The sequence below is a fragment of the Streptomyces europaeiscabiei genome, assembly GCF_001550375.1.
GTDB lineage: Bacteria > Actinomycetota > Actinomycetes > Streptomycetales > Streptomycetaceae > Streptomyces > Streptomyces europaeiscabiei.
Window position 1 is genome coordinate 1 of record NZ_LRTR01000345.1, and the last position, 6,493, is coordinate 6,493.

General features: G+C 71.0%; 5 protein-coding genes. All 5 read right to left on the reverse strand.

Features of this window, described 5'->3' with window-relative positions; all coding sequences use genetic code 11:
- Positions 1-905: glycosyltransferase family 2 protein (locus AWZ10_RS16535; protein WP_208618512.1), on the reverse strand; the 905-nt coding region annotated here is incomplete at its 3' end.
- 415 nt (positions 906-1,320) lie between these two features.
- Positions 1,321-2,238: a carbohydrate ABC transporter permease gene (locus tag AWZ10_RS16540; protein ID WP_060891444.1), complete on the reverse strand. Its 918-nt coding sequence runs from the start codon at positions 2,236-2,238 to the stop codon at positions 1,321-1,323.
- Complete coding sequence (locus AWZ10_RS16545) at positions 2,235-3,590, reverse strand: carbohydrate ABC transporter permease (protein ID WP_244172506.1); 1,356 nt, start codon at positions 3,588-3,590, stop codon at positions 2,235-2,237. The genes AWZ10_RS16540 and AWZ10_RS16545 overlap by 4 nt, the downstream gene beginning before the upstream one ends.
- A gap of 10 nt (positions 3,591-3,600) precedes the next feature.
- Positions 3,601-5,022 carry an ABC transporter substrate-binding protein gene (locus AWZ10_RS16550; RefSeq protein ID WP_107417446.1) on the reverse strand — a complete coding sequence of 474 codons (1,422 nt, stop codon included), beginning with the start codon at positions 5,020-5,022 and terminating at the stop codon, positions 3,601-3,603.
- 344 nt (positions 5,023-5,366) lie between these two features.
- Positions 5,367-6,493, reverse strand: a 1,127-nt coding sequence (locus AWZ10_RS16555; protein ID WP_279616628.1) for a P-loop NTPase family protein, incomplete at its 5' end; no start/stop codon positions are given.

A 6,493-nucleotide genomic window follows, 5' to 3' on the forward strand; every position in this document is an offset into this window, starting at 1 on the left:
CGGGCGCGGGCGCGGATGGGGGCGCCCGGGGTGCGGTAGCGGGCGCAGTGCGCGCGGACCGTACGCAGGAACTCGGTGCGCGCCTCGCGCGGCAGCCGGTGGCGCCGGGAGAACACGGAGGTGAGGTGGTCGACCATGCGCCGGAACAGCACCGGACGCCACTGCGCCAGCTCCGGCCGCTCGTCGACGTACGCGAACACCCGGTCGTACTGCTCGAACACGTCGAAGTGACCGCGTGTAGTCGTCCCGAGCAGGCTGCCGTGGCGGCGCCGGCGGTGGTGGACGCAGACCCGGTCGAGGGTGGCGACGGACTCGGCGGCCATCAGGACGGGGTACGTCCAGGCCGTGTCCTCGTAGATGCCGGGCGGGAACCGGAAGTCGTGGTCCTCGACGAACTCCCGTTTGTACGCCTTGTTCCACACCACCGGGCGGACGCTCAGCAGGCCCGGACGCTCGTCCAGTCGGAAGGGGGCGGGGCCCTGCTCGGTGAGCCGGAGGGCGTGTTCGTTGCGGACGGACTCGCCCGACCAGGAGATACGGGCGAAGTCGTGGACGAGGACGTCCGGTTCGCCGGTCTCCTTGACGCGGTCGGCGATCGCCTGGAGTGCGCCCGGCGTGAACGTGTCGTCGCCGTCGAGGAAGAGGAGGTAGTCCCCCCTCGCGTGCTCCATCCCCTTGTTGCGGGCGGCACCCGGGCCCGCGTTCTCCCGCAGGCGCACGGTGCGCCGTACACGGGGGTCACGGGCCGCGGTCTCGTCGGCGATCGCGCCGCAGTTGTCGGGGGAGGCGTCGTCGACGACGATCAGTTCGAGGTCGGCGAAGGACTGGGACAGCACGGAATCCAGGCATTCGCGCAGGTACGCCTGAACCTTGTACGCGGGAACGATGACACTGAACCTGGGCAAGGAGGACATCCATGGGTCGGCGCGGGCATACTGCCCGGAAACGGCCGATGGGATGATTTGGTTACGCGGTGTGTTCCATACGGGGGATATCCGCGGGGCTTGGGGGCGTACAGGCGTGAACTCGTGGGCGTGTGGGGTTTGTTCGCGCGGTGGGGCTCCGCCGGGCAGGGGCGCCCGGTAGCTCGGGGAGCTGGGGTTGTCGGGCGGGTGCGGGTCCGGTGGGGCCTCTCGCGCAGTTCCCCGCGCCCCTGAAAGGCAGGGGCTGCGCCCCGTGCTCTCAGGCCCGCAGGGGCCTGAGTCTTTAGGGGCGCGGGGGCCTGAATCTTTCAGGGCGCGGGGAACTGCGCGACCAGCCCCACCGGACCCGCACCCGCCACCGCACGCCCAACTTCCAAGCCATTGAGCGCCCTTGCCGCTATTTCACCGCCCCCGCCATCACCCCCGACACGAACTGCCGCTGGAACGCGAAGAACACGGCCAGCGGGATCACCATCGAGATGAACGCCCCCGGCGCCAGGACCTCGATGTTGCTGCCGAACTGCCGTACCTGCTGCTGGAGTGCGACGGTCAGCGGCTGGGAGCCGGAGCTGGAGAAGACCAGCGCGACCAGCATGTCGTTCCACACCCACAGGAACTGGAAGATCCCGAGGGACGCCAACGCCGGTGCGGCCAGCGGCAGTACGACCGTCGCGAACAGCCGCACCTCGCCCGCCCCGTCCAGCCGTGCCGCCTCCAGCAGCTCACGCGGGATCTCCGCGAAGAAGTTGCGCAACAGGAAGATCGCGAACGGCAGTCCGAAGCCGACGTGGAAGAGGACGACGCCGATGATGTCGCCGAAGATCCCGAGGTCCCGGAAGAGCCCGGACAGCGGGATCAGCGCCACCTGCACCGGCACCACCAGCAGCCCCACCACGGCCATGAACCACCAGTCGCGGCCCTTGAAGTCCAGCCAGGCGAAGGCGTATCCGGCCATCGCGCCGATCAGGACGACCAGCAGCGTCGCCGGGACCGTGATCCAGATGGTGTTGAACAGGGCGTCCGTGATGCCGTCGTTCTCCAGCAGCGACTCGTAGCTTCTGGTGGTGAGTTGGGCCGGAGCCGTGAACACCTTCCACCACCCGGAGGCGGAGATGTCGGTCGGGTCGCGGAACGACGAGACCAGCAGCCCGAACGTCGGCACCAGCCAGAACAGGGCCACCAGCAGCAGGAACACACGCAGTACGCCGCCCGCCGCGCCGCTCGCGAGCCGGGCGGCGACGGAGCGCTCGGCGCGTGCGGGCGCCTCGCGCGCCGGAGTCTTCGGCGCGGGCGCGGGCGTTTCGAGAGCGGTCATCGCTGGCGCTCCTTCCTGAGGCGCCGGATGTTGACCCACATCACCGGCAGCACGAGCAGCAGCAGGACCACGCCGATCGCGCTGCCGAGACCGAAGTCGCCCCCACCGCCGTACGACACCAGGTACAGCTGCAGGGCCAGGACGTTGGCCTCGTCCTGGGTGGGCTGGGGCGCGATGATGTAGACGAGGTCGAACACCTTCATCACGTTGATCATCAGCGTGACGAGGACGACGACCAGGACCGGCGCCAGCAGCGGCACCGTGACCCGGCGGAACACCTGCCACTCGTTCGCCCCGTCCACCCTGGCCGCTTCGAGCAGATTGCGGTCCACACCGGCGAGACCCGCTGCGATCAGCACCATCGCGAAGCCCGCCCACATCCACACGTACGACCCGATGACGGCCGGAGTGACGAGAGCCGGGCCCAGCCAGTCGATGCCGTTGTAGGGCGCCGCGAAGTTCGACCCGGGCAGCCGGAGTCGGGCCCCGTCGGCCGACTCCGGCAGGCTGAACGTACCGTCGGAGCCGCTGGTCGCGGTGGCGACGACCTTCCCGTCCCTCACCGCCTCGACCTTGACGCCCTTGAGCGCCTTCTCACCCGAATCGACGGCCCCCTTCTCGCCACCGCCACCGAGCCGGAAGTCCAGCCAGACGGTGCCGGTGACACCGTCGCCGGTGGCGGCCTTCGCGTCCCGCGCGTCGCCGGGCAGCCGGTTGGGAGCGATGCCGACGAGGGGCAGGAGCGCCGGGGTGCCCGCCCGTACGGTCCCCTCCGTGGTGAACGACCCGCCGCCGGACGCCCGTAGATCGCTCACCTGGGCGTTGGGCCGGGCCTTCGGATACACGGACTCGTCGGCGAAGACGTCGTGCACGGACGTCACGACCGCGTTGGCGACGCCCTGGCTCGGATCCTGCTCGTACACCAGTCGGAAGATGATGCCCGCCGCGAGCATCGAGATCGCCATCGGCATGAAGACGATCAGCTTGAACGCCGTTCCCCAGCGCACCCGTTCGGTCAGCACCGCGAAGATCAGCCCGAGCGCGGTGACGAGCGCCGGGGCCACCGCGACCCAGATCGCGGTGTTCCGTACGGCGACGAGAGTGGAGTCGTCGGAGAAGATCTCCGTGTAGTTGTCGAGGCCGACGAAGCCGGAGCCGTCCGCGTCGAACAGGCTCCGCCAGACCGAGTACCCGATCGGGTAGACCACGAGCGCGCCGAGCAGCACCAGCGCGGGCAGCAGAAACAGCACCGCCACCCACAGCCGGGTACCCGTCACGCTCTTGCGCGGTGCGGCGGGGGGCGTCGGCAGCGCGCCGGCGCCTCCCGCCGTCTTCGTCACGGCAGACGACATGAGGCCGCCGTCAGCCGTTCCCGTAGGCCTTCGCGGCGTCGGTCTCCAGTTGCTTCTGGGCGCCGGCCACGTCGTCGGGGCTCTTCAGGAAGTCCTGCAGGTCCTTCCACTCGCCGACGCCCTGTGTGCCGCCGAACGCCGCCGGGGCCTGGTCGGACATGTCGAAGCGGAAGTCGTCGCCCGCCGCGAGCAGCGCCTTGGCGATCTCCCGGGTGACGTCGTCCTTGTAACTGCTCTCGTCCATGCCCTTGTTGGGGGAGAGGAAGCCGCCCTGCGCCGCCCAGATCTCCGCCGCGTCGGTCGAGGCGAGGAAGGTGAGCAGCGCCTGTGCGCCCTTGCCGTCCTTCAGCGCCACGGCCGCGTCGCCGCCGGTGACCACGGGGGAGTCGTCGCCGACCGCCGGGAACGGGAAGACCTTGGCGTCCGTGCCGATCTTCGCGTCCGTGTCACCGTTGATGGTGACGGCCACGAAGTCGCCCTCGAACACCATGCCCGCCGGGGTGTCCCCGCCGAAGGTCTGCGTGATCGACTTCGGGTACTCCGTCTGCAGCGCGCCGGACGCCCCGCCCGCGATCAGGTCGTCCTTGCCCCACAGCTCGGCGAGCGTGGTCAGGGCGTCCTTGACGGAGGGGTCGGTCCACTTGATCTCGTGCTTGGCGAGCTGGTCGTACTTCTCCGGGCCCGCCTGCGAGAGATAGACGTTCTCGAACCAGTCGGTGAGCGTCCAGCCGTCGGCGCCGCCGACGGACACGGCGGGGGAGCCGGCGTCGGAGAGCGTCTGCGCGGTCTGCAGGAACTCGTCCCACGTCTTGGGCTCTTCGGTGATCCCCGCCGCCTCGAAGGCCGCGGTGTTGTACCAGACGAGGGATTTGTTGGCGGCCTTCGCGTAGACGCCGTACTGCTTTCCCTCGTACGCGCCGAGGTCCTTCCAGCCGTCCGAGAAGTTCTTGTCCAGTTGTGCCTGGGCCTCGCTCCCGAGCGGTTTCACCCAGCCCTTCTCGGCGAACTGGTGCAACACGCCGACCTGCGGCAGGAACGCCACGTCCGGCGGCTTGCCGCCCTCGATCTTCGTACCGAGGAACGTGGACGTGTTGTTGCCGGTCGGCACGAAGGTCACCGAGGCGCCGGTGCGCTTCTCGAACTCGTCCAGCACCTTCTGGAAGTTGTCCAGCTCCGGGCCCGTGAAGACCGCCGCGACCTCCAGCTTCTGGCCGTCCAGCTTGGGGAGTTGCACGGTGGCCTTGCCGCCGCCGTCGTTGCCTTTGTCGTCCTTGTCGCCGTTGTCGTCACCGCCGCACGCGGTGAGCGAGAGGGCGAGGGCGCCTGCGGCGAGGGCCACGAGGGCTTTGGACGTGGGGGGATGAGTGGGCTTGCCGAGGGGGTTGGGCTTGCGTGTGCCAACAATGCGACGAATGCGGTGGATGTTGCGCATCTCTGACCCCGTTCTCCGTGCGTCGTCGAACGTAGAGCGCTGTCCCGTGCGCTCTGGTCTACGCCGCGTGCTCGGGGGCGGCAAGGGCGCCTGCCGTGTCAACGTCGCGATCGTGACCGCGTCGTGACCATGAGGGGGCGTGGGGCGGCGGAGGCGCGGAGCCGCGGGGGTGCCGAGCGCCTCTTCGCCGAGGGGGTGCTTCGTCGTTGGCGGCTTCCCGCCTACGGTGGTTGCTCGCCTACGGTGGTTGCTGCGCAGTTCCCCGCGCCCCTGAAGGGGCCTGCGGCCCCTGTCGGCGCGGGCAAGCGCCTCTCACCCCCGGCGCGGCCCGGCGCCGGGGGCCCTCACAGCAGGGACGGCACGTCCGTCGCCGAGACCTCCCGTGCCGCGCGGTCCAACGCGCTGGCCAGCAGCGCCAGATCAGTGGGGCCGTTCCCCAACTCACGGACGGGGCGCCGCGCCGGCGGGTCGCCCATCCGCGCCCAGTCGAGCGGTACGACGGTCGGGCGGAGGGTCGCGGTGCGCGGGATGCGGCCGGTGACACGGCCCGCCTGGAACGCGGTCGTGCGGCCCCCCTCGCCCAGCAACTCCCCCCGGCCGGGCGCGGGTTCGTCCGGCCCCGGCATCGGCGCGCTCAGGACGACGCGTCCGCCCGCCGCACGCCCCAGCTCACTCTCGCCCGCACGCCCACCGACGGCGGTCGTGGCGACGAGATGCACACCGAGACGCTCGCCCTCCCGGGCCACCGCCTCCAGCGCCCGTACGACGGACCCCGCCGCCGGCCTCCCCGTGGAACCCAAGGGGGGTGACAGCAGGGCGTCGAGGTCGTCGACGACGACGACGAGCCGGGGGAGTTCCGAGGCGGGGTTCCCCGCAGCTCCCCTGCCGTCCTGGTCGCTGTTCCTGCGGCTCGCCGCCGGTCGCAGCCGAAGCGTGGAGCTGGAGGACGAGTCGAGGTCGGCGGCCCCGGCCGATCCCGCCCGGGCGGCCCCCGGCCCCGAGGACCTCGCCCCCGGAACGCCGGGCGTCGCCGTCCCGGGCTTCGACGAACGCTGCGGGACGATACGTCCCGAGACCTCACGCCGTGTGTGCCACTCCACGAACCCGAGCCCGCCCAGCAACTCGTACCGACGCTTCAACTCGGTGATCAGGGACTGTGCGAACTCCCGCATCCGGACAGGATCGTTGGCCGTGAGATGCGTACCGACATGGGGCAGGTCCGTACAGACCCCCAGCCCCTCCCCGGCCCGGCCGCCGCCTGCACCGGCGGCGCCACCGGCACCGCCGTCCCGCCCGTCCACGAGGGCGATGCCCAGCCGGTCGGGCCGCTCGGCGGCGGCGAGCGACGCGGCGACGGACCGCAACAGCTCCGTACGACCGCTGCCGACCGGCCCCTCGATCAGCAGATGGGGGCCCTCGGCGACGAGGTCCACGGAGACCGGCCCGCGCGGCCCCGCGCCGAGCACGGCCC

Bases quoted from the DNA above. Each gene is read 5' to 3' on its own strand.
- AWZ10_RS16545 (WP_244172506.1), bottom strand. From the start codon at position 3,590: ATGTCGTCTGCCGTGACGAAGACGGCGGGAGGCGCCGGCGCGCTGCCG.
- AWZ10_RS16550 (WP_107417446.1), bottom strand. From the start codon at position 5,022: ATGCGCAACATCCACCGCATTCGTCGCATTGTTGGCACACGCAAGCCC.
- AWZ10_RS16540 (WP_060891444.1), bottom strand. From the start codon at position 2,238: ATGACCGCTCTCGAAACGCCCGCGCCCGCGCCGAAGACTCCGGCGCGC.